Here is a 19,946-nt window from a genome sequence, read left to right as displayed (position 1 = left end):
TCACGGGTTTGGTGGTTCGTCCGGGTTCTGCGGCTGCCTGTTTGGCGGCTGGGTGGGTGGCGCCTGTGGCGGCGGGTCGTTCCCGGTCGCCGCCGGCGCGTGCTCGCCCGAGTTGGGGGCCCGCGAGCGTCGCTTCCGTCCGACCGTGAGCGCGAGCAGCACCGTCACGACGGCGCCGAGCGCGGCGACGAACACCCACCCGCGCACGGCGATCGCCGCGGTGCGCACGGTGATGTCCACGGGCTGCGACATCGGCGCGCCCTTCGGCCCCGCGAGGAACAGCTGTAGGTCGGTCCCCCGCTTCGTCTCCGGCAGGTCCGCCGTCATCTGCACAGTGACGGAGCCCCGCGCGGGAATCCGCATCTCGCGCGGCACGTTGAGCGTCGCGCCCTCGGGCCCGCGGTACTGAATCGACGTTTGCACGGGCAGCGGCATGCCGTTTTGGGCGACGATGAGCAAGGGGCTGCTTGGCGACGTCCGCGTGTACACATTCCCCGGCGGAATCAGCGCAACCGAACTGCGCAGCTCTGTCAGCGTGTCCCGGGAGCCGGCGAGTCGGCCGCTCGCCGCGGCGGCGGCGTCGGAGTACCCGTGCACGCTGCGCCGCTCACCCGTGCTCAGCGCGGTGATGAGGTCGCGGCGCAGCGGGAGCGTGTACCCGTAGCGGGTCAGCGCGATGGAAGGGTCCGGCGCGAGCAGCTCGGTGAGGTCGTTGGTAAACCTCGCCTGCTGCGTGGTGGCCATGATCTCGGAGTCGGTGAACGCACCCGGGTCGGAGTACGGGGTGCCCACGTTCGCGGCGGCCGGAACTTCCGCGGGCGCGTCCAGGTAGGCGTTGAGCGAGACGGGCTGCGCCCCGCCGTTGGTCACCAGGTCCGCCACTGTGCCCAGCAGCACCGACGCGGCGTCCGCGTCCCACGTCGCGGGCGGGTTCACCAGCACCGGCTCCGTCGCCGGTTCGCCCTCCCACGTCCACGCCTGCTGTGCGGCGAGGCGGATGGCCGATGCCGCGTTGACCGCGCGCGAGTGGTTGGAGTCCATGGCGTAGTCGAAGCGGGTGACCTCGGGGGCGTAGGACACGGTGGTCGGTGCGGGACCGACGGTGGCGAGCACCGACGCCAAGTCGTCCTGGTAACCCACCGCGAGGACGTTCGGCGCGGCCCACGCGAACCGCTGCGCCGCGGGGCCGTCCCCTTCCGATGTTTCACGTGAAACATCGCCGGCGGGTGAGCCGGACGCGATCGTGTTGCCGGGGAGCAGCACGCGCACGGTCTGCACGGGCTTGGGCGCCGCGGCGGAGCTGGCGGAGCCGGGCGTGTTCGCCTCCAGGGCGTCGACGCCAGGGTGCTCGGCGGCCGCCTGCGCCGCGAGCGCCTCGGTGCGCTCCCACGCGGCCTGCATCCCCTCCTCGGCGACGGTGGACCGGGAGTGGTCCGCCCACCCGAGTGCCGGAATGCTCTCCCCCTCCAGCGCCGTATTGCCGGGGACGACCGTGTTGAGCATCCCCGCGTTGCCCAGGATGCGCTCCAGAACGGTCGGGCCGCGCTCGATCGCCTCGCGCATGAGCCACGGGTCCCCAGTGCGCGCGACGGCGTCGAGATCGGCGTTCGCCCACGGCAGGGCCACGGTGCAGCTTTGTGCAGACAGCTGCCGCAGTTTTTCCAGGAACGCGGCCGCGTCGTCCTGGCCTGGCCCGGGGGTCGGCGACCAATCGTCGTTGTGGGAGCCCCAGGAGTCACGGAGCCGTTGCGGCTCCTTCACCACCGGCTGGCGCTCCTGCGAGATGACGTAGCCGCGGCTCATCCGGTCGACGGTGTCCACGAGTGCCGGGTCGATTGCGGCACACGTGGCCTCGCGGACCGCGGGCGTCTGCGTCGCGACGAGGTAGCCGTCCACGAGCTGGTCCAGCCTTCCGCCGGGCGCGATCTCGGTGGCCAGGGCGTCGGACGCGAGGACCAGTTGGGGCTCCTCGGGCGCCTCGCCGGTCTCCCCGGGGACGATGTCCACCGGCGCGGCAATTGGGTACAGGGCGGTCACGCCGCCGGGGGCGGCGCCGTCGGCGCGCCCGCGCACCGTGAGGTGGAAGCGCTCGGAGTCGAGCGGGGCGCCGTTGGCGTCGACAAGCACCAGGCTCACGGGGTACGTGCCGAGCGCGCTGAGGCCGAGGGAATCGCTGTGCAGGTCGACGTCGATCTCGGCGGACTCGCCCGCGGCGATACGCTTATCGACGCTCACGCGCTCCCCCGCCACGCCGTACTCGCCAGTCGCCGCGATCGTGGCCATGCGCTGGTCCGCGACGGAGCCGGTCAGCGGGCCGCGGCGGGGCACGATGCTCAGGCCCTCGAGCGTGCGCTCGGACGTATTGGTGACGCGAAGTTTCACGTGAAACGGATCGTGCGCCTGGACTGAGTCCGGTGCCTCGATCGCGGCGAGCCTGGCCAGCGCTCCCTCCCCCTCGCGGACGTTGGGGTTGACCCACTGGTCCGTCACCGACGGGTCGGACGGGTCGGTGGGCACGGGGAGCGTCGCCGGGATGCCCGCGGCGGACAGGCCCGGTGCGCCGACGACGAAGAGGGCCGCCGCGCCGAGCGCGCCGACCGCCCGCGCGTGCATGGGTCTGGTGCTCTCGCCGTGGCCGTGGGTCATCGCGGGGTGACCCTTCCGGCCTCAAACTCTGCACGCGCCAGGTCCGGGAGACGGTCGTACGCCACGCGGGCCAGTTTGCGCTCGTCCGCGTAGGCGAGCCGCTCGATGAGCTCGCTCAGCGGCACCCAGGCCACCTCGGTGACTTCGGGGTCCTCGTCGTTGAGGATGCCGTCGACGTAGCGGAGCAGGTTGTGGTGCACCGTCTTGTGGATGCGCACCCCGTCAGAGACGAACCAGTAATCGATCGTGCCGAGGGTGTCGAAGGCCTCGCCCACGATGCCGGTCTCCTCCCACACCTCGCGCTCCGCAGTGCGCCACTGGTGCTCGCCGTCCTCCACGTGGCCCTTGGGCATGGACCAGAGGAGTCGCCGGCGGCGGTCGAGGCGCCCGATCAGCGCCACGTATAGCTGCGACATGTCCACCTTCTTGGTGTCCGGGTTCACCGCCTCAGCGAGCCCGGACACGACGAGGCCGCCCGCCGACGTCTCGTCCCGCGTGACCATCCCCGAGTTCTCGTGGTGGCTGTAGTGCGATTGACGACGATTCCCGCCCCGGCCCCGCTTCCGCCGCGCAGCATTCTTGCCGCCCTTGGTGTCGTCCTTCCCGTTGGACTGGTTCTTCGGCTGGTTCTTGGCCTGGCCTCCGCCGCGCCCGCGGTGGCGGCGACGCCGACCCCCACGACCGCGGTTGCCGTTGCCGCCGCCGTTGTCGCTTTGCTTGGCCTGGCCGCCCTGCTGGTTGCCCTGGCCCTGGCCGCTCTGCCCGTCCTGGCTCTGCGCGCTCTGAGCGCTCTGGCCTTGGGTGCTCTGGCCACTCTGGCCGCGCGAGCGGCGCCGGCGGCGCCGACGCCTCGGCCGTCCGCCGTTGGAATCCGCTCCCCTGGCGCCGCCGGCGCCACCGCTACCGCCGGCGCCGTTGGGACGGGCGTCGGTGCGGTTGGGTGCGGAGCCCTGGGAGGGCCGTGTGTTCTCGTTCATCCGCCTTATCGTATCGGTCAGCGGGCCGTTTGTGGTATTTAACAGGCCCTTACGGTCCTCGGGACCGGGCAGGTATCGTGTGACGGGTGACTACGCCGAAGACTTACCCTCCCCTGTTCGACCTCCCCGACGCTGACGACCCCAACGCGGCGGCGGTGTTGTTGGCGCGTGCGCAGGGGGGCGTCGATAAGCTTGCTCCCTTTTTGACGCCGCTGGCCGCTCGTTTCGCGGAGCGCGGCGAGACCTTATATATGGTCGGCGGGCCGGTGCGCGATGCGATGCTGGGCAAGCTCGGGCACGACCTCGATTTCACGACGTCGGCGCGCCCAGAGGTGACGCAGGAGATCCTGCGCGATTGGGGCGAAAACACGTGGGACGCGGGCATCGAGTTTGGCACCGTCGCCGCGGTGAAGCACGGCAAGCAGGTCGAGATCACGACGTTCCGCGCCGATCTCTACGACGGCGTGACGCGCAACCCCGAGGTCACCTTTGGCGACACGCTTGAGGGCGACCTGGTCAGGCGCGACTTTGCCTGCAATGCGATGGCGATCGAGCTTTCGCTTGTCGACGCCACCCTCACCCCCACCTTCCACGATCCCGTCGGCGGGCTCGACGATCTGCTCGCGCGCCGGCTCGACACGCCCCAGGCGCCGGAGATCTCGTTCCGGGACGATCCGCTGCGCATGCTGCGCGCCGCCCGCTTTGTCTCTCAGCTCGGCTTCGAGGTTGCGCCGCGCGTCTTCGACGCGATGCGTGCGATGGCCGGCGAGATCGGCCGCATCACCGTCGAGCGCGTGCAGGCGGAGCTGGACAAGCTCATGCTCGGCGCACGCCCGTGGGAGGGCATCGATCTGCTCGTGCAGACCGGACTGGCCGATGAGGTGCTGCCGGAGATTCCAGCACTGCAGCTGGAGCAGGACGAGCACATGCAGCACAAAGACGTGTACCGCCACTCGCTGACGGTGCTGCGGCAGGCGACCGAGCTGGAGGACGAGGGCCCGGACCTGAAGCTGCGGTGGGCGGCGCTCATGCACGACATTGGCAAGCCGGATACCCGCGCGGCCAAGGAAGGTGGTGGCGTAAGCTTCCACCACCACGAGGTGGTCGGGGCAAAGATGACGCGCAAGCGCATGCGGAAGCTGAAGTACCCGAAGCACGTGATTGAGGACGTGGGTCAGCTCGTGTTCCTGCACATGCGCTTCCACGGCTTCGGCGAGGGTCAGTGGACCGATTCTGCGGTGCGTCGCTACGTCACTGACGCGGGCGACCTCCTCCCCCGGCTGCACAAGCTGGTGCGCGCCGACTGCACCACGAGGAATCCCAAGAAGGCACGCCGCCTGCAGCGTACTTATGATCATTTGGAAGAGCGCATCGCGGACATCGCGGCCAAGGAGGACCTTGCCCGTGTGCGCCCTGACCTTGACGGCAACGAGATCATGCAGATTCTCGGGCTCGAGCCGGGCCCCCAGGTGGGTAAGGCGTGGAAGTATATGAAGGAACTGCGACTCGAGCGCGGCGAGCTCGACCACGACGAGGCAGTCGCGGAGCTCAAGGCGTGGTGGGCGTCGCAAAGCGAATAGCGGGCTGACCCGGCCCACGGGAGGGCAGGTGGAGCAACATTGCATGTTTCACGTGAAACATTGGATGAAGTCCGCGCGGGCATCAAGGACACGTGGCTCGTTGGACTGGGGTTGATCCCGCTCGGCCTCGCATTCGGCCTCCTTATGACCCAATCCGGCTTCGCCTGGTGGTGGACGCCGATCTTTTCTGTGGTCATCTACGCGGGGTCGATGGAGTTCCTGGCCATCAATATGATCGCGTCCGGGATCGGGCCGCTGTCTGCGGCCGTCACCGGCTTCATGGTCAACTTCCGCCACATCTTCTACGGGCTCACCTACCCGCGCCACCTCATCCGCTCGTGGTGGGGCCGCCGCTACTCCGCGTACGCGCTTACCGACGAGACCTACGCCATCGTCTCCGCCCGCGGCCCCAACGCCCCGGTGAGCGGTCGCCGATTACTGACCATCCAGGTGGTGTGCCAGCTGCTGTGGGTCATCCCCGGCATCGTCGGCGCGCTGGCCGGTCAGATCATCCCGCCGGACGTGAAGGGGATGGAATTCGCGCTCAACGCGCTGTTTATCGTCCTGGCGTACGAGGCCCTGCAGTCTTCCCGGGACTTCGGGGCCGTCGTGCTTGCAATGGGGATGGGCATTCTGGCGATGGTGCTGGTGCCCTCCTCGATGCTCATGGTGGCACTGATTGCGTACTTCCTCCTCTTGCTCGTGCGCTACTGGGTTCCGGCGTTGGACAAGAAACTTACGTGGAGGATGCGCTAATGGGACTGCCTGAAACCGTGACTCCGGGGATGGTCTGGGCGGTCCTCATCCCGGTCTGTTTCGTCACAGTGGCGTTACGGGCCCTCCCCTTCTCCTTCCTCAAACTGCTCAAGGGCGGCCCGTTCATCGAGTTCCTCGGGCTCTACATGCCCGTCGGCGTGATGACGGTCCTCGTGGTGTACACGATCGGCGGTGCCGCAGATGCGCCCGGTGGGATCGCCGCCGCCCTCATCGCGAGCGCGGTCACACTTGGGCTCCACGCTTGGCGACGCTCCCCCGGTCTCTCCATCTTCGGCGGTACAGTTTTGTACATGTTGCTGGTGAACGTCGTTGTTTAGCGCGTGGGGAGTGCTTCGACTGTAAGCACCTGGACTCGAGAATTCTCGGGGCCCTATTTTTCCCGAAATGTCTGTAAATCCATTGACCAATACATATTGGTAGCGGTACGCTTGCCTCCATTGTCGAACCTCGACATGCGTAGAGAATCGAAAAGGAGCCTTCTGATGAAACGCATTGTTGCAGCAGGCGTTGCTGCCGCTACCGCCCTCTCCCTCGCCGCTGTTCCGGCGCAGGCTGCGGAGGAGTCGAACGAATTCATCGAGGATGTGCGTAAAGCCGTCGAAGGACCGAAGGGCATCGTGGAAGATGCGCTCGAGGGCGCCGAAGAGGGTGCTCGCCAAGGCGTGGAAAAGCGCAAGCTCGACAAGAAGCTCGAGGATGAGGGTTACGGCGCTGCCCCGAAAACCGATGGTGCGAAGGGCATGATGGTTGGATCCGTAGAGCAGGGTTCCAGTGCGGATCAGGCGTACCAGGCTACGCAGGCGGGCTGGATCGCCACCTGGATCGCCGTCGCAGCTGCTGGCCTTGGTGCGATTGGTTTAGTCGCCGACCAGGCTGGCGTGCTGCCTGCTGGCATGATGCCGAAGCTGCCGTTCTAGTTCCGCAACTATTGAGGGGCCGCAGCCCTGGCTAATCTGTCGAAAATCCCCCACCTCACGTACGTCGTTCCATTGACGTGAGTTGGGGTTTTCTGGTTTCGCAGTTGTCTGGTTCCGCGTGGGTAGATCTGTGAAGCTAGAGCTTGACCCTCGGGCACGTGCGAAACGCGGCTTGATGCGCCCGTCGTCGTAATCGGATGGGCAATACGGGTTTTACCGGTGTCAACGCGTGATGAAAATTAGTCTATAGAATTCCGGACAAATCCACCGCGCTGGAATATCATTAAGCTAGCTGCCAAACAATTGGCACTGAATCCCAAGATTGTAAGGAGATCCCCATTAAGCGAATTACCGCCGCATCCGTCGCCGCCGCGACTGCACTGACCCTCGTTGCCGCCCCTGCGCAGGCGCAGGCGCCTAATAACGAGCTGGAGGAGGCGCGTCAGGGGGTTGAGGCACTCAAGCTCGTCGGTATTATCGCAGATAAGGGCGCTGGCGTGGTTCCCAAAACTGATGCAGCAGGCGAAATGATGGCTGGCTCCGTCCAGCAGGGTTCGTCTGGTGAGGAAGCATGGCGGGCCTCCCAGGCTGGCTGGGCGCTGACCTGGATCGCCGTCTCTGCCGCTGGTCTTGGGATTATCGCATTTGGGTTGGATAAGGCTGGCGTTCTCCCGCCGTCGATCTCCGCAAATCTGCCGTTCTAAGCAGATGGCTCGCGTGTTCGCGCGAGGCTGCCCACACCCCTAGCTTTTCATCGCATCGAGGGCTAGGGGTGTTTTCGTGCGTGGTTGCGCGGAGCATCGATACACTTGGGCGACGATGTGATAGACAACACAGCGGAATATTGATGGGATCGGGGTAACGCTGTCTACCAAGGGCTCGATACGTTAATTAGTAAGCCCTTGCCAAAGGTTTCTATGGCAAATGCTTGCGAGCCTGGAACTCCGCGTTCTAGGTTGTACCCCACATCGAGGTACACACCGTACTTCGACCCCCGATAAGAGAGGAACTTCTTATGAAGCGCACCGCTACCGCTGCACTGGCAGCTGCTACCGCAATGTCTCTGGCCGTCGCTCCGGCGTTCGCTGAGGAGAGCGCTCCGAACGGTGAGAACGACACGACCCCTAATGCTACCGACGAGGAGAATGGCGGTTCGTCCTCCCAGGGCGAAAGCAAGGAAGGCGAGAAGACTGGTTCTTCCGACATCTCCGACGAGGCCGCCAAGGATTACTTCGACGCCAACAAGGACAAGGCCACCGGCATCGTGAAGTCCTCCACCGAGGGCAAGGAGGGCGAGGACCCCAAGGAGCTCAGTGACGCCTTCCTGTCCTCCATCAAGAGTGACAAGGCGAACGAGTGGGAGCCGGGCAAGACCGCGAACATCCTGCTCGGCACCGGCATCGGCGCTGTCGTTCTCGGTCTGCTGGCAGCTGTTGCTGCTGGTGGCGTGATCCCGGGCTTGAACCTTCCGTTCTAAGCTTGATTGCTTCGAACTGAGGTAACTCTCGCCTCCGGGCCCATCGCAACACGCGATCGGTCCGGAGGCGTTTTGCTTATCCAGGGCAATCGCTAAAGTGTCTTACGCCTAAACCGTGAAATATAACACCATATAGAGGGTTGCATATCGCGGAATAGGCGCTCATGCTCGAGTGCAGTGGACGACACGAGGTCGGCACGTCGACAACGTGAACTGCCCAGGATAGGGCGGTGGGCTGAACGTGGCCGGACGGCCAGGTGGATTCCGGAACCTCTGGGGTCGGTGCATACACAGTCGTGTGTTGAACACCCCAACAGGCAAGGAATGCACCATGTCTGTAGACACTCAAGACAAACCCGTCACCTTCAAGGTCGAGCTGCGCAACGACGCCAACGTCGGCCCGCTCTACCGCATCGGCGTCGCGCTGACGACCAAGAATCTGGTCGACCTCATAAGCATCGAGGATCTGGCGGCAAACCCCCGTCGTCCGAAACGCACGACGATTACCGAGGACATCATGCAGACGATCCAGACTGCGCCGGAGATGCTCCCCTTCTACTCCAAAGGCATCCTGATCGGATCCTCGGACGTGGTCGAGCGCGATCGCGACCGCTTCCAGCTCCACTTCGCCGACCCGGACCGCGAAGGCGTCCTCGGCGGCGGCCACAACCTGATGGCTATCGCGCTGGTGCTCCTCGGCGAGGTCGGCGTGAGCGAGAAGGCGCTGCGGAAGGTGAAGTTCTGGGACCAGCTCAAGGAAGTCTGGGCCGAACACACTGCGGCGCTCAAGGCACTGCGCCAGGACACCTCCCCCACCCTCGACGCGCTCGTGCCGCTGGAGATCATCGCGCCTCTCGCGGGCCCGGAGGTCGGCGACGGCCTCGCCGAGTTCAACAACCTCATCATGGGTATCTGCGCGAACCGCAACCAGAACGCGCAGTTGGCCGCCGACGCGATCGCGAACAAGAGCGGCGTTTTCGACTTCCTCAAGGAGTCCATGCCCGCCGAGCTGGCCGACCAGGTCACGTGGAGCACCAACGACAACAAGCGGATCGACCCCCGGATGCTCGTCTCGCTGCTGTGGGTCTCGCTGGGCAAGGTGCCGACGCTCGGCAACTACGGCATCAAGCCGATCACGCCAACCTCCGCGTACTCCAGCAAGGCGGCGTCGCTGCAGCGCTTCACCGACCTGGTCGAGGCGGACGGCGCGGTCGAGAAGACAGACGACGGGAAGAGCTACGTGGTGCTCGACGGCTACATCTACACCGGCTTCAAGGACGCCTATAACGAGAACGGTGGGTCATTCGGGCGTATCGGCGCGGTGAAGAAGACGTCGAAGGGTGCGAACCGCACCTTGGTCACCAACCAGCTTGTCGAGCACGAGGTGCCGCCGGCCGGCTACCTCATCCCGCTCCTGTTCAGCATCCAGGCGCTGATCAAAGACGACGCCGAGGCCGGGCGCCTGACATGGCACAAGCCGCCGCTGGAGTGCCGGGCAACCTGACCAAGCTCGTCGGCGCGCTGAAGCCGATCATCGAGATGGCCAACTGGAACCCGCAAACCGTCGGCAAGAATTCGGCCTCATACGAGGTCACCTACGCCAAGCTCAGGGAGCTGCTTTTCGACGACCTGCTCGGGTAGCTCCCCTACCCGATCTCCGGGAACTTCACCTTCGCCTCGCCCCAGAGCCCCTCGAACTCCATCCGGGTCAGGCGAGTGGAGGTGATGCCCTCCAGCGCGTCGTAGGAGTCGGGGTGCGGGACCGCGCCCATCGGCTCGTTGGCCTGGCCGATGACGCGCCCCTCCGTGTACACGCCGGTGATGGTCTCGTTCGGGTCGAGCTCGATCATGCGGACCATGGTGCAGCGGTCGCTCGAGATCTCCTCCAGTTCCGCAATGTTGAGCAGCTCTCCCCCGAGCTCCGGAACCTGGTAGTGGATGCGCACGTAATGTTTCACGTGAAACATCTCCTTCTAGTGTTGCGATTCGTCTGCACCAGCGTAGCGCGAGACGTAGGAGGAGCAGATCACCAGCTGCGTCATGTGGTAGATCATGAGCGGAATAATGAGGGTGCCCAGGGTCGCCCCGCCAAACATCACCGAGGCCATGGGCAGGCCCGTGGCCAACGATTTCTGCGTCCCGCACTGCTGGATGGCCACGGTGTCCGCGCGGTTGAACCCGAGCTTGCTCGGCACCCAGCCCGTCACCCACAGCATTGCCACGACGAGGGCCGCCGCGAACACGATGAGAAACAGAATCTGCCAAAGCGGCAGCTGCGTCCACACTCCGGCGACAACGCCTTGGGAGAACGCCGAGTAGACGACCATCCAGATTGACCCGCGGTCCACGATCTTGGTCGCCTTAGACGCGGCGATCTCGCGGATCGGGGGCTGGAAGTTGTGGGCCAGTTGGCCGAGGAGGAACGGGAGGAGGAGTTGGATGGAGATGTCGAGGAAGACGGAGGCGTCGATAAGCACTCCCCCGCTCGAGCGCATGAGCAGCATGGCGAGGAGCGGGGTGGCGACCACGCCGACGAGCGATGAGAGGCTCGCGGCGACGACCGCGCCGCTGACGTTGCCGCGCGCGATGCCGGTGAGCGCGACGGAGGATTGGACTGTCGACGGGACGAGCGTGAGAAAGAGGATGCCCTGGTAGAGCTCCGGCGAAACGACCGCGGAGAGCGGGCGAAGGAGCATGCCGATGAGCGGGTACACGACGAACGTGCACGCGAGGATAGCGGCGTGGAGCCTCCAGTGGGTCAGGCCGTTGAGGGCCTCGCGGGTGGAGAGGCGCGCGCCGTAGAGAAAGAAGAGGAGCGCGATCGCAAGCTTGACCGCGACGCTGAATCCGTCGGCGAATGCGCCCCGCGCGGGCAGGACGAACGCGATGAGGGCCGAGACGATAATGCCGGCGACTAGGGGGTCGATGCGGGTGCGGAATTTTGGCATGGTTGAAGTCTATGCTGGGGCGCATGCGATTGAGCGACAAATTGACACTCCGGGACTTGGAAATCCGCAACCGCATTTGGCTGCCGCCGATGTGCCAATACCAGGCGAGCGGGCGCGACGGCATCCCGCGGTCCTGGCACATGGTGCACTACGGGGCGCGCGCCGCCGGCGGCTTCGGGCTCATCATTGCGGAGGCCTCCGGCGTGGTACCCGAGGGACGCATCTCCCCGTTCTGCGCGGGTATTTGGTCCGACGAACACGCGAAGGCCTGGGCGCCGATCGTGGAGTTCGTGCACGAGATGGGTGCGGCGATGGGTATCCAGCTGGGCCACGCGGGCCGGAAGGCGTCGACCTACCCCATGCTGCCCGACAACAAGGGTCGCGGCACGGTGCCGCCGGAGGAGGGTGGCTGGGAAACGCTCGGCCCGAGCGCGATCGCAGCGGACGGGCAGGCCGTCCCCCGCGCGATGACGCTGGAGGAGGTTCGCGCAGTGCCCGGCGAGTTTGCCCAGGCCGCGAAGCACGCTGTCGACGCCGGGTTCGACCTCGTGGAGATCCACGGCGCGCACGGTTACCTGCTCCACCAGTTCCTCTCCCCGATGTCCAACGAGCGCGACGACGAGTACGGCGGCGACTTCGACGGCCGCACCCGCCTCCTGCGGGAGGTCGTCGACGCTGTCCGCGCGGCCATCCCCGAGGGCATGCCGCTGCTCGTGCGCCTCTCCGCCACCGACTGGGTCGAGCCCGACGGCTGGCGCGCGGAGGACTCGGAGCGCCTCGCTCCCCTGCTCGCTGAGGCAGGCGTGGACCTCATCGACGTCTCCACCGGCGGCAACGTCCCGGCCGACATCCCCGCTGCGCCCGGGTACCAGGTCGACTTCGCCCGCCGCGTGCGCGAGGCCTCCGGACTCCCCACCGCCGCGGTGGGCATGCTTGTCGACGCCACCCAGACCCAAGCCATCCTCGACCGCGAAGAGGCCGACGCGGTCCTCATCGGTCGCGCGGCGCTGCGCAACGCCGAGTGGGCCATCGACGCGCTGCGGGAACTCGGTGTGGCGCCCGAAGAACTGCCGTACCCGGATTCGTACTTCCGCGGATGGGACCGGGCGGCACTACAGGAGTAAGTGCGCCGAGATAGTTGAGATCCCCAACGATTGGAATGCCAACCGTTGGGGGTCGCTGTAATGGGGTATCTGGGTGAAACTAGACCTGGCCGTCGGTCGCCACGAGGTTTTCGCCCTGATCCTCCAACGGCACTTCTCGCAGCCCCGCCACGGAGGGGCCGGACACCTTCTCACCCGTCGCGGTATTGAACACGGAGCCGTGCGCAGTGCATTTCACGTTCTCGCCCTCTACGACGGTGATCTTCTGCTGCTGGTGCGGGCAGACCGAAGAATAGGCGACGTACTCGCCGGCGGTCGGCTGGGCGATGATGAAGTGGTCGAGGATGACCGAGCTGCCCACGGGGACCGCGGTCTTGGCTACCTCCTCGCTCGGGGGCTCGCCGCAGGCGGCGAGGAACGCGCCGGCGAAGGTGGTGGCAGTGCCGAGGAGGAAGAGGCGTCGTGAACAAGTCATGCCTTTATCGTAGCCTCTTTCATCTGTGCGACGTAGGCGGATAGTTCCCTGGTGAGCGCGTCGATGTCTGTAATCCGCGCCGGCTCGGGGTGTGCGTGCTCAGTGTACTTGGCCACGATGTTGGCGATAGCGGAGCCGGTAATCGCGCCTGCCGCTCCGGCCGCGATCGCGTCGGCGACGTGCTGCGGAGTTGAGATGCCGAAGCCAAGCAGCACCGGCGCCCCACCGTACGACTGCAGGTTGTCCACCACCTCGCGCAGACCCTCCACCGATGCGGCCTTGTCGGCCCCGGTCACGCCGTCACGGGAGATGGCGTAGATGTAGCCGCGGGACTGCGCCGCCACCCCCTCGAGCGTCTGCGCGGTCGCCTTTGCGGGTGCGATGTAGATCGGGCAGATGCCCGCCGCCTCCGCCGCCGCGCTGAACGCTGCCGACTCGCGCACGGGCACGTCGGGCAGGAGCACGCTATCCGCGCCCGCCTCGCGGAACGCCGCGTAAAACTCGTCCAGCCCCCGCACGTAGGCGACGTTGGCGTAGACGAGCATGCCGATGGGGAGATCCGGGTAGCGCTCGCGGATGGTCCGCACTTGCGCGAGAGCCTTATCGATGCTCGCGCCTCCGTCCAGCGCACGCACGTGGGCCGCCTGGATCGCGGGGCCGTCCGCGACCGGGTCGGAGAACGGAACGCCGAGTTCCAGGGCGTCGGCTCCGGCGTTCACGACGGCGTCGATAATGCGCAGCGCGTCCTCGGGAGTGGGGTCGGACAGCATGACGAAGGGGACGAACGCCCCCTCGCCCTTCGCCTGTAGTGCCGCGAACGTTGAATCGTAACGTGACGTAGTAGGGGTGGGCATCTTAGTTGGTCTCCTTCCGTGCAATCACCCAGTCCGGGTGGTCCTCCAGGGTCGCGCGGACGTGCGCGACGTCCTTGTCGCCGCGGCCCGAGAGCGACACGAGGATAGTCAGCGGCTCTGCATCGCGCGGGTGCGAGGCGGCGCGGTCGAGCGCGTACGCGAGCGCGTGCGAGGACTCGAGGGCCGGGATGATGCCCTCGTACCGAGACAGCATCTGGAACGCGCGCAGCGCCGCCTCATCGGTGACGGGGACGTACCGAGCGCGCCCGGACTTGGCCAGGTGCGCGTGCTCGGGGCCGACGGCGGGGTAGTCAAGCCCGGCGGAGATGGAGTAGGACTCCTCCACTTGCCCGTCGGCGTCGCGGATAAGGTATGAGCGCGTGCCGTGGAGGATGCCCACGGTGCCGGCGGCGATCGCGGCTCCGTGCTTGCCCACGCCGACACCCTCTCCCCCGGGCTCAACGCCGACGAGCTCGACGGCGGGCTCGTCGATGAAGTCGGCGAACATGCCGATCGCGTTCGAGCCGCCGCCGACGCAGGCGCAGACCACATCCGGCAGCGCGCCAACGCGCTCCTGCATCTGCGCCTTCGCCTCGGCGGAGATGACGCGGTGGAACTCCTTCACAATCTTGGGGAACGGGTGCGGGCCCGCCGCCGTGCCGAGCAGGTAGTGGGACTCGTGGAAAGTGGCGGTCCAGTCGCGGAGCGCCTCGTTCACCGCGTCCTTGAGCGTGCCGGCGCCCGTGTCCACGCCGATGACTTCCGCGCCCATGAGCCGCATCCGGTAGACGTTGGGCTCCTGGCGCGCCATGTCGACCTTGCCCATGTAGATCACGCAGTCCAGGCCCAGCAGCGCGCACGCGAGCGCCGTCGCGGTGCCGTGCTGGCCGGCGCCTGTCTCCGCGATGATGCGGGTCTTGCCCATCTTCTTGGCCAGGAGCGCCTGGCCGATCACCTGGTTCGTCTTGTGCGCGCCGCCGTGGACGAGATCTTCGCGTTTGAGAAAGATCCGCGCGTTGGCGCCATCGAGCGGGAGGTTCCGGCACTCCGTCAGGGGCGTTGGGCGCCCGAGGTAGTCGCGCAGCAGGCCGCGGTACTCCGCCATGAACGCTTCATCTGCAAATGCGTCGACGAAGGCGCGCTCGAGTTGGTCGAGCGCGGGGAGGAGCGACTCCGGCACGTACTGGCCGCCGAACTCGCCGTAGTAGGCGGGCAGAATCGTGCTGCCGCCGTGTGTGTAATCACTCATTATCCGTCCTTGGGTAGTGGTAATTGCCAATGATGTCGAATGCGCGCCGCAGCGCCCCTGCGTCCTTCCGCCCGGCCCACGCGCCGGCGCCCGCCGGGTACTCCACCCCGGAGTTCAGGTCCACGCCCGCGCAGCCAACGCTGAGCGCGTCCTCGAGGTTGCCGGGGTGGAGACCGCCGGCGAGCAGCGCGTCGCCGCGTACTTCGGCCGGGATGTCGGCCCAGCGGAAGGTCTCGCCAGAGCCCCCGTCGCGCGCGTCGAGCACAAGCTTGTCCGCGCTCCCCTGCAGCCCCAGCGCGACTTCGCCCCCACCGCCGGCGCTCATGGAAACCGCGCGCCACACCTCGATGCTGGCGCCGACCTCCCCGCGCACGCGGCCGACGAGGTCGCGCTCCGCCTCGATCGACCCTTGAAAGGGCGCGTGGACCTGGACGGCGGCGATGCCGGGCTGGATGAGGTCGCCGTACCCGGAGGTCCGCCGCGACACCGCCACGTACTTCAAGCCCGGCTCGTGCGCGATAATGTCCGCCGATGTTTCACGTGAAACATTGCGGGGGCTCGCCTGCTCGAAGATGAGGCCGCCGTAGACGGCGCCCGCCGCCTTGGCCGCCTGCGCCGCCGACCAGGAGGTGAGGCCGCAGACCTTGTTCGGCCCGTACACCAGCTCGCGGGCGGCGAGGTCGACGTCCGCCTGGCCGGTCAGCTGCGAGCCGACGAGGAAGCCGTCGGCGTGGATGCCGAGATGGCGCACGGTCTCGGCGTCGCGGATGCCCGACTCGGCAACTACCGCCGCCCCCTCGGGCGCGAGCGTGGCCAGCCGCGCCGAGCGCGTGAGATCGATGGACAGATCGTGGAGGTTCCTGTGGTTGACGCCGAAGATGCGCGCCCCGAGCCGGGTGGCGCGCGCCGCCTCCTCCTCGTCGATCACCTCGGTGAGCACGTCCATCCCAAGCGAGCCCGCGAGCGCGGACAAGCGGGCATAGGTGGCGTCGTCCAACACCGACAGCATGAGGAGGATGGCGTCCGCGCCGTAGTAGCGGGCGGCGTAGACCTGGACCTCGTCGATGATGAAGTCCTTGCACAACACCGGCAGGTGGGTGCTCGACGCCACCGTCGCCAGGTGGTCGTAGTCCCCGCCGAAGCGGTCCGGCTCGCACAGCACCGAGATGCCGGCGGCGTACCGGGAGTAGATGCGCGCGATAGCGCCTGGCTCGTAGTGGTCGCGGATCAGGCCCAGCGAGGGTGAGGAGGACTTGCACTCCATGATGAAGCTTGTCCCCTCCTGCTTGAGGTTGTCGTAGAGGGAGCGCTCCGATTTGGGTAACGTGTCGAAATCGACGTGGCCGACACGCTGCCGGATTTCGTCAAGGTGACCCTTTCGCCCCTCGACAATATCCTCTAGCACCGTGGGCATCCCGGCAGGCTTAGGCACTGTAGTCAGCCTCCTCGTGGCGGCGCAACCAGGTGTGCACGGTGGCGTCGGCAAGCAGTGCGAGCGCGTGCTGCACGCCGTCGGCGATGGTGTCGGTGGTGCCGTAGAGATAGAACATGGCGCCAGCGGTGGCGGCGACGGCGTCGCGGTGCGCCTGCGGGCCTTCGCCGGCAAAGGTGGCGCGCATCGCCGCAGCGTTCGCTTCCCCGTCGCCGCCGCGCAGGTCCTCCAGCGAGTGCCGCGCGAGGCCGAGCTCCTCCGGGGTAACGGTGGTGTGGGTGATCGTGCCGTCGCGGTCGAGCTCCCAGATTTGCGACTCGCCGTGGACCGCGAGCTCGTCGGTGCCCGCCCCGTGGACGACCATGGCGCGGCCGCGCCCGAGCTCGCGCATGGTTTCCGCGATGAGCTGGCCTTGCGCCGGGTTGGCAATGCCCATGATTTGGAACTCGGGACGCGCCGGCGACAGCAGCGGGCCCATCGTGTTGAAGAGCGTGGACACGCCGAGCGCCTTGCGCACCGGCTGCACGTGCGCGATCGCCGGGTTGTACGCCGGCGCGAACAGGAACGTGAAGTTGGAGGACTCGAACTGGCGCACGGCGCGCTCCGGGTCCAGGTCCAGCGGGATGTTCAGCGCCTCGAGCACGTCGGCCGATCCGGACTTGGACGATACCGAGCGGTTGCCGCACTTGATCATCTTCACCCCGCCCGCGGCCGCGACCAGCGAGGCGGCCGTGGTGATGTTGATGGTGTTCGCGCCGTCGCCGCCGGTGCCCGCGGTGTCCATGAGCCCCTCCCCCGTCACGGGGAACGGCCGGCCGGCCGCGAGGAACGCGCGAGCCGCGCCCGCCACGTCGGCGAAGGTCTCGCCGCGGGTGCGGATGGTGGCGAGCAGCGCAGCGATGTGGACGTCGTCGTAATCGCCCACCGTGAGTGGGGTGAACGCCTCGACTGCCTCTTCCAGCGAGGGTGCATGGTTGTCCAGGAAGCGCTTGAGGATTGCGAGCGATTTATCGGTTGCCATTGTTCGTTCCTTTCTTCAGTAGCAGGTCCACGCTGCGCCGCAGCATCGTCGGCCCTGCCGGGGTGAGGATGGATTCGGGGTGAAACTGCAGGCCAAGGGACATGCCGTCGTCGCTCGCCGCGGTCATGACCACGTCGCCGATGTCGGTGGCGGTGTGCGCGAGGGCGTGCATCCCCGCCGGCACGGCGGTGGCGCCCAGCGAGTGGTAGCGCGCCACCGGCACGAGCCGCCCACGCTGCCCCGGGATGTCGTCCACGGTCATGCCCGCAAACAGCGGCGAGACCTGGCCGGCGTCCGTGAGGGCCATGCTTATCGACGCCCCATGCACCGGCCCGCACGGCCGCACCGCTCCCCCGAAGTGCTCGACCAGGGCCTGGTACCCCAGGCAGATACCGAGGATGGGGATCCGCCCCTGAGCCCGGTCGATGAGCTCGGCCATGCACCCGGCGTCCGCGGGGTAGCCGGGCCCGGGCGACAGCACTATTAAGTCCGGCTCATTAGCGAGCACGGTGTCGGCGCTGACGGTGTTGCGGAACACGGTTGAGTCATACTCAGCGAGCGCGTCGACCAGGTTGTACACAAACGAGTCCTGGTTATCCAGCAGGGCGATCATTTCTCCACCTCCAGTTCGGCATCGGCCGCCAGCGCGATCGCGTTGAGCACCGCGTAGGCCTTGTGCAGCGTCTCGTCGGCCTCGGATTGCGGGTTGGAATCGCGCACCACACCGGCCCCGGCCTGCACCACGGCGGTGCCGCCGGATACGTAGGCGGAACGGATTACGATGCAGGTATCCATGTCGCCGTTGCCCTGCAGGTACCCGACCGCACCGCCGTAGGAACCGCGGCGGTGCCCCTCCAGCTCGCGCAGCAGCGAAGTCGCGCGCAGCTTCGGGGCGCCGGTGAGCGTGCCCATGTTCATGCAGGCGCGGTAGGCGTCGAGGGCGTCGAGGTCCCCGGCCAGCTCGGCCGTGACCCGCGAGACCAGGTGCATCACCCGCGAGTACCGGTCCACCTGCAGCAGATCGACCACCCTGCGGGTGCCCGGAGCGGCCACGCGGGCGGCGTCGTTACGCGCCAGGTCCACCAGCATGGTGTGCTCCGCGACCTCCTTGGCGTCGGTGCGCAGCTGCAGCTCCATGCGCGTATCCAGCTCGTGGTCGATCGAGCCGTCCTCGGCCAGGCCGCGCGGGTGGGTGCCGGCGATCGGGTACAGCTGGACCTCGCGGTTGGCCTGGGTGTACTTCAGGTTGGACTCCGGCGAGGCGCCGAAGAGCTCGTACGCCTCCCCGCGCGTGTCCACGCCCCGGAGGTAGAACATGTACGGCGACGGGTTGGTCGCGCGCAGCTGCAGGTAGGCGGCGAAGGCGTCGGCGCACTCGGTGATAAAGCTGCGCGCCGGCACCACCTGGTAGATGTCGCCGTTGGCAATGTTGCCTTTGAGCTTATCGACGTCAGCGCAGAACCGTTCGTCCGAGATGTCGGTACGCACGCGCAAGGTGCCGGCCGCGCTCGGGGTCGGCTGGTACGCGTCGGCGGTGCCGGGCTCGGCGGCGTCGATACGCGCGGCGAGGTCGTCGAGGTCGATGCCGTCGCCGGCCGCGTCCACCCCTGCGAGGTACGCGGTCTGGGATTGGTGGTCGATGCGCAGCAGGATCTCCGCGAGCACGTACTGGTAGTCGGGGTACGTGTTTGCGCCGTCGGCAACCCGTGGCAGGTCCTCGAAGGTCTCGAGGTAGTCGTAGGCGAAGCCGCCGGCGAGCAGCGGGAAGTCCTCGTCGCCGTACCCGGCGCCGGTGGTCAGCGCGCGCAGGACCTCCACCGTGGAGGTGGCGGTGAGGCGTTCGCGCTCGTCCGCGGCGTCGGAGGCGGGGAACGCGTAGACGTCGGCCCCGGAGCCCGGGGTGAGGTACTCCCCCAGCTGCTCGCGGAGCCGCGCGGCAAGCACTCGGCCGGACTCGGTGAGCGGGAGTGCGGTGACGCGGTCGCCCTGGCAGGTCACGCGCAGGGAGGCGCGCAGCACCGCGACGGACTGGAGCCCGGAGCGGGTGGTGATGTCGGCTGACTCAAGCAGCACGGAGTCGGGCGTGGTGGTGCCGCCGAGGTGGGCGAACAGGCTTGCGGCGTCCGCGTGGTAGCGCACGTCGCGGCGCGTTACCCGGGGCGCGGCGCCCGGCGGAGTATTCGGGGGGTTGCTCATTGTCGTCCTTCGTGTGTGCTGACACCGAGGGCTCTGGAGCGGAAAGGCCCGCGGTGCTTGAGTTGGTCCAAGCCGGCGGGCCGTGAAATGGGGAACCTACAATCGGTGGCACGCCGTCTACGCGCGCCACCACCAGTAGGTCAGAGTCATGTAAGTCACAAGGGCTACGGTAGCGGGTCGGCGCGCGATCCGCAGCAGTTTGGTGAAAGTCCTGCGTGGGCGTGAAAGTAATTCCAGTGCGCGCCGCCGTGCGCGGGCAAACAAAAACCGCAATGTTTCACGTGAAACATTGCG

At 67.2% G+C, this 19,946-nt stretch carries 20 protein-coding genes; 9 read left to right on the top strand and 11 right to left on the bottom strand.

Annotated features, from left to right (window positions below; genetic code table 11):
• Entirely contained in the window at positions 1–2,646 is a 2,646-nt protein-coding gene (locus tag FPH17_RS10460; RefSeq protein ID WP_154880414.1) for a hypothetical protein, read from the bottom strand.
• Complete coding sequence (locus FPH17_RS10455) at positions 2,643–3,623, bottom strand: NUDIX hydrolase (protein ID WP_154880412.1); 981 nt, start codon at positions 3,621–3,623, stop codon at positions 2,643–2,645. The genes FPH17_RS10460 and FPH17_RS10455 overlap by 4 nt, the downstream gene beginning before the upstream one ends.
• 155 nt (positions 3,624–3,778) lie before the next feature.
• Between FPH17_RS10455 and FPH17_RS10450 the strand changes: the two genes are divergently transcribed.
• The 8 genes from FPH17_RS10450 to FPH17_RS11960 all read left to right on the top strand — a co-directional run bounded on the left by FPH17_RS10450 (position 3,779) and on the right by FPH17_RS11960 (position 10,015).
• Positions 3,779–5,203: a CCA tRNA nucleotidyltransferase gene (locus FPH17_RS10450; RefSeq protein WP_414437243.1), complete on the top strand. Its 1,425-nt coding sequence runs from the start codon at positions 3,779–3,781 to the stop codon at positions 5,201–5,203.
• Positions 5,204–5,242: 39 nt separating this feature from the next.
• Positions 5,243–5,959, top strand: coding sequence for an AzlC family ABC transporter permease (locus FPH17_RS10445; protein WP_238397036.1), 717 nt, complete (start codon positions 5,243–5,245; stop codon positions 5,957–5,959).
• A complete protein-coding gene (locus FPH17_RS10440; RefSeq protein WP_154880410.1) occupies positions 5,959–6,297 on the top strand; it encodes a branched-chain amino acid transport AzlD family protein in 339 nt (112 codons plus the stop codon). Before FPH17_RS10445 ends, FPH17_RS10440 begins: the two co-directional genes overlap by 1 nt.
• Positions 6,298–6,462: 165 nt before the next feature.
• Complete coding sequence (locus FPH17_RS10435) at positions 6,463–6,897, top strand: hypothetical protein (protein ID WP_154880408.1); 435 nt, start codon at positions 6,463–6,465, stop codon at positions 6,895–6,897.
• Positions 6,898–7,394: 497 nt separating this feature from the next.
• A complete protein-coding gene (locus FPH17_RS10430; protein ID WP_154880406.1) occupies positions 7,395–7,601 on the top strand; it encodes a hypothetical protein in 207 nt (68 codons plus the stop codon).
• Between the two features lie 311 nt (positions 7,602–7,912).
• The gene (locus tag FPH17_RS10425) at positions 7,913–8,374 is read left to right on the top strand and encodes a hypothetical protein (RefSeq protein ID WP_154880404.1); all 462 of its coding nucleotides are present in this window, start codon (positions 7,913–7,915) and stop codon (positions 8,372–8,374) included.
• Between the two features lie 331 nt (positions 8,375–8,705).
• Entirely contained in the window at positions 8,706–9,878 is a 1,173-nt protein-coding gene (locus FPH17_RS10420; protein ID WP_154880402.1) for a hypothetical protein, read from the top strand.
• Entirely contained in the window at positions 9,842–10,015 is a 174-nt protein-coding gene (locus tag FPH17_RS11960; protein WP_167496817.1) for a hypothetical protein, read from the top strand. The genes FPH17_RS10420 and FPH17_RS11960 overlap by 37 nt, the downstream gene beginning before the upstream one ends.
• A gap of 5 nt (positions 10,016–10,020) precedes the next feature.
• Here FPH17_RS11960 and FPH17_RS10415 read toward each other — a convergent pair whose 3' ends face one another.
• Together FPH17_RS10415 and FPH17_RS10410 are read right to left on the bottom strand one after the other, a co-directional pair.
• Positions 10,021–10,341: a hypothetical protein gene (locus FPH17_RS10415; RefSeq protein ID WP_095278643.1), complete on the bottom strand. Its 321-nt coding sequence runs from the start codon at positions 10,339–10,341 to the stop codon at positions 10,021–10,023.
• A 6-nt stretch (positions 10,342–10,347) separates the two neighbouring features.
• Positions 10,348–11,322, bottom strand: coding sequence for a bile acid:sodium symporter family protein (locus FPH17_RS10410; protein WP_154880400.1), 975 nt, complete (start codon positions 11,320–11,322; stop codon positions 10,348–10,350).
• A gap of 23 nt (positions 11,323–11,345) precedes the next feature.
• Between FPH17_RS10410 and FPH17_RS10405 the strand changes: the two genes are divergently transcribed.
• The gene (locus FPH17_RS10405) at positions 11,346–12,446 is read left to right on the top strand and encodes an NADH:flavin oxidoreductase/NADH oxidase (protein WP_238397035.1); all 1,101 of its coding nucleotides are present in this window, start codon (positions 11,346–11,348) and stop codon (positions 12,444–12,446) included.
• Positions 12,447–12,525: 79 nt separating this feature from the next.
• Here the strand turns inward: FPH17_RS10405 and FPH17_RS10400 are convergent, their stop codons facing one another.
• Genes FPH17_RS10400 through FPH17_RS10370 form a run of 7 tightly spaced genes read right to left on the bottom strand, consistent with a single transcriptional unit; the run spans position 12,526 to position 19,652 of the window.
• On the bottom strand, positions 12,526–12,900 hold the full coding sequence (locus tag FPH17_RS10400; protein WP_095278640.1) for a Rieske (2Fe-2S) protein: 375 nt from the start codon (positions 12,898–12,900) through the stop codon (positions 12,526–12,528).
• On the bottom strand, positions 12,897–13,754 hold the full coding sequence (trpA, locus tag FPH17_RS10395) for a tryptophan synthase subunit alpha (RefSeq protein WP_154880396.1): 858 nt from the start codon (positions 13,752–13,754) through the stop codon (positions 12,897–12,899). Before trpA ends, FPH17_RS10400 begins: the two co-directional genes overlap by 4 nt.
• A gap of 1 nt (position 13,755) precedes the next feature.
• Entirely contained in the window at positions 13,756–15,003 is a 1,248-nt protein-coding gene (trpB, locus tag FPH17_RS10390) for a tryptophan synthase subunit beta (RefSeq protein ID WP_154880394.1), read from the bottom strand.
• The gene (gene trpCF, locus FPH17_RS10385; RefSeq protein ID WP_154880446.1) at positions 14,996–16,417 is read right to left on the bottom strand and encodes a bifunctional indole-3-glycerol-phosphate synthase TrpC/phosphoribosylanthranilate isomerase TrpF; all 1,422 of its coding nucleotides are present in this window, start codon (positions 16,415–16,417) and stop codon (positions 14,996–14,998) included. Before trpCF ends, trpB begins: the two co-directional genes overlap by 8 nt.
• A gap of 10 nt (positions 16,418–16,427) precedes the next feature.
• On the bottom strand, positions 16,428–17,456 hold the full coding sequence (trpD, locus tag FPH17_RS10380; protein ID WP_154880392.1) for an anthranilate phosphoribosyltransferase: 1,029 nt from the start codon (positions 17,454–17,456) through the stop codon (positions 16,428–16,430).
• Positions 17,443–18,069, bottom strand: coding sequence for a glutamine amidotransferase-related protein (locus tag FPH17_RS10375; RefSeq protein ID WP_154880390.1), 627 nt, complete (start codon positions 18,067–18,069; stop codon positions 17,443–17,445). Before FPH17_RS10375 ends, trpD begins: the two co-directional genes overlap by 14 nt.
• Entirely contained in the window at positions 18,066–19,652 is a 1,587-nt protein-coding gene (locus tag FPH17_RS10370; protein ID WP_154880388.1) for an anthranilate synthase component 1, read from the bottom strand. The genes FPH17_RS10375 and FPH17_RS10370 overlap by 4 nt, the downstream gene beginning before the upstream one ends.
• Positions 19,653–19,946: the final 294 nt, after the last annotated feature.

Source organism: Corynebacterium gottingense (assembly GCF_007559235.1).
GTDB lineage: Bacteria > Actinomycetota > Actinomycetes > Mycobacteriales > Mycobacteriaceae > Corynebacterium > Corynebacterium gottingense.
The sequence above is the reverse complement of the archived record's forward strand: the minus strand, read 5'-3'. Positions and strand labels throughout refer to the sequence as shown.

Excerpts from the sequence above, each read along its gene's own strand:
- FPH17_RS10460 (WP_154880414.1), bottom strand. The coding sequence starts at position 2,646 with ATGACCCACGGCCACGGCGAGAGCACCAGACCCATGCACGCGCGGGCG.
- FPH17_RS10455 (WP_154880412.1), bottom strand. The coding sequence starts at position 3,623 with ATGAACGAGAACACACGGCCCTCCCAGGGCTCCGCACCCAACCGCACC.
- FPH17_RS10440 (WP_154880410.1), top strand. The coding sequence starts at position 5,959 with ATGGGACTGCCTGAAACCGTGACTCCGGGGATGGTCTGGGCGGTCCTC.
- FPH17_RS10435 (WP_154880408.1), top strand. The coding sequence starts at position 6,463 with ATGAAACGCATTGTTGCAGCAGGCGTTGCTGCCGCTACCGCCCTCTCC.
- FPH17_RS10425 (WP_154880404.1), top strand. The coding sequence starts at position 7,913 with ATGAAGCGCACCGCTACCGCTGCACTGGCAGCTGCTACCGCAATGTCT.
- FPH17_RS10420 (WP_154880402.1), top strand. The coding sequence starts at position 8,706 with ATGTCTGTAGACACTCAAGACAAACCCGTCACCTTCAAGGTCGAGCTG.
- FPH17_RS11960 (WP_167496817.1), top strand. The coding sequence starts at position 9,842 with ATGGCACAAGCCGCCGCTGGAGTGCCGGGCAACCTGACCAAGCTCGTC.
- FPH17_RS10415 (WP_095278643.1), bottom strand. The coding sequence starts at position 10,341 with ATGTTTCACGTGAAACATTACGTGCGCATCCACTACCAGGTTCCGGAG.
- FPH17_RS10410 (WP_154880400.1), bottom strand. The coding sequence starts at position 11,322 with ATGCCAAAATTCCGCACCCGCATCGACCCCCTAGTCGCCGGCATTATC.
- FPH17_RS10405 (WP_238397035.1), top strand. The coding sequence starts at position 11,346 with ATGCGATTGAGCGACAAATTGACACTCCGGGACTTGGAAATCCGCAAC.
- FPH17_RS10400 (WP_095278640.1), bottom strand. The coding sequence starts at position 12,900 with ATGACTTGTTCACGACGCCTCTTCCTCCTCGGCACTGCCACCACCTTC.
- trpA (WP_154880396.1), bottom strand. The coding sequence starts at position 13,754 with ATGCCCACCCCTACTACGTCACGTTACGATTCAACGTTCGCGGCACTA.
- trpB (WP_154880394.1), bottom strand. The coding sequence starts at position 15,003 with ATGAGTGATTACACACACGGCGGCAGCACGATTCTGCCCGCCTACTAC.
- trpCF (WP_154880446.1), bottom strand. The coding sequence starts at position 16,417 with ATGCCCACGGTGCTAGAGGATATTGTCGAGGGGCGAAAGGGTCACCTT.
- trpD (WP_154880392.1), bottom strand. The coding sequence starts at position 17,456 with ATGGCAACCGATAAATCGCTCGCAATCCTCAAGCGCTTCCTGGACAAC.
- FPH17_RS10375 (WP_154880390.1), bottom strand. The coding sequence starts at position 18,069 with ATGATCGCCCTGCTGGATAACCAGGACTCGTTTGTGTACAACCTGGTC.
- FPH17_RS10370 (WP_154880388.1), bottom strand. The coding sequence starts at position 19,652 with ATGAGCAACCCCCCGAATACTCCGCCGGGCGCCGCGCCCCGGGTAACG.